The sequence below is a fragment of the Candidatus Schekmanbacteria bacterium RIFCSPLOWO2_02_FULL_38_14 genome (assembly GCA_001790855.1).
Lineage (GTDB): Bacteria > Schekmanbacteria > GWA2-38-11 > GWA2-38-11 > GWA2-38-11 > 2-02-FULL-38-14-A.
In genome coordinates, this window is the sequence record MGDH01000027.1 from 1 (window position 1) to 768 (window position 768).

Consider the following 768-nt stretch of genomic DNA (forward strand, 5'->3'; position numbering starts at 1 on the left):
AAGATTGCAAACTGCCGGACAGTGCTCCAGCGCGTATTGAGAGACCATTCTGAGAAGATAGATATTGATGCACTTTCACAGGCTTCTCAGAAACTTTCAAATTCAATGAGAAGGCTGCAGATGGAAAGTTCTCTTGATATTTTGCGCGGAATAGAGGGAGAATCTGCAAGTATTTATTTTAGTGTCTTTAATCATTTGATAACCTCACAGAAGGACGATTTCTTTTTTCACGAGCGAAACCGCAGACCGCCTTTGGATAATGTAAACTGTTTACTTTCATTCCTATATACTATTTTGATGCATGATGTACGTTCAGCCCTTGAATCTGTAGGGCTGGACCCTGCAGTTGGTTTTCTGCACAGGGATAGACCCGGGCGTTACGGTCTTGCGCTTGACCTTATGGAGGAATTCAGGCCATTTCTTGCTGACCGGTTGACTCTCTCATTAATTAATCTCTGTCAGGTGCAGGGAAAGGGATTTCAGAAAAAAGAATCAGGCGCAGTATGGATGGATGATGACACGAGAAAAACAGTTCTTGTTGCCTATCAGAAGCGAAAACAGGATGAGATATTGCACCCGTTTCTGAATGAGAAAGTAACAATAGGTTTGTTGTTTCACACTCAGGCGTTACTGATGGCGCGTTATTTGCGCGGAGATATTGACAATTATCCACCGTTTATCTGGAAGTGAGAAGAAGAAAACTTTAACCACAGAGGTCACAGAGGCACAGAGAATAATTATTTATTCCCCCTTTGTAAAAGGGGGATG

At 42.4% G+C, this 768-nt stretch carries 1 protein-coding gene; it reads left to right on the plus strand.

Annotation, left to right across the window (positions count from 1 at the left end; all coding sequences use genetic code 11):
* Window positions 1–690: CRISPR-associated endonuclease Cas1 (locus A3H37_07630; protein OGL49306.1), on the plus strand; the 690-nt coding region annotated here is incomplete at its 5' end.
* Window positions 691–768: the final 78 nt, after the last annotated feature.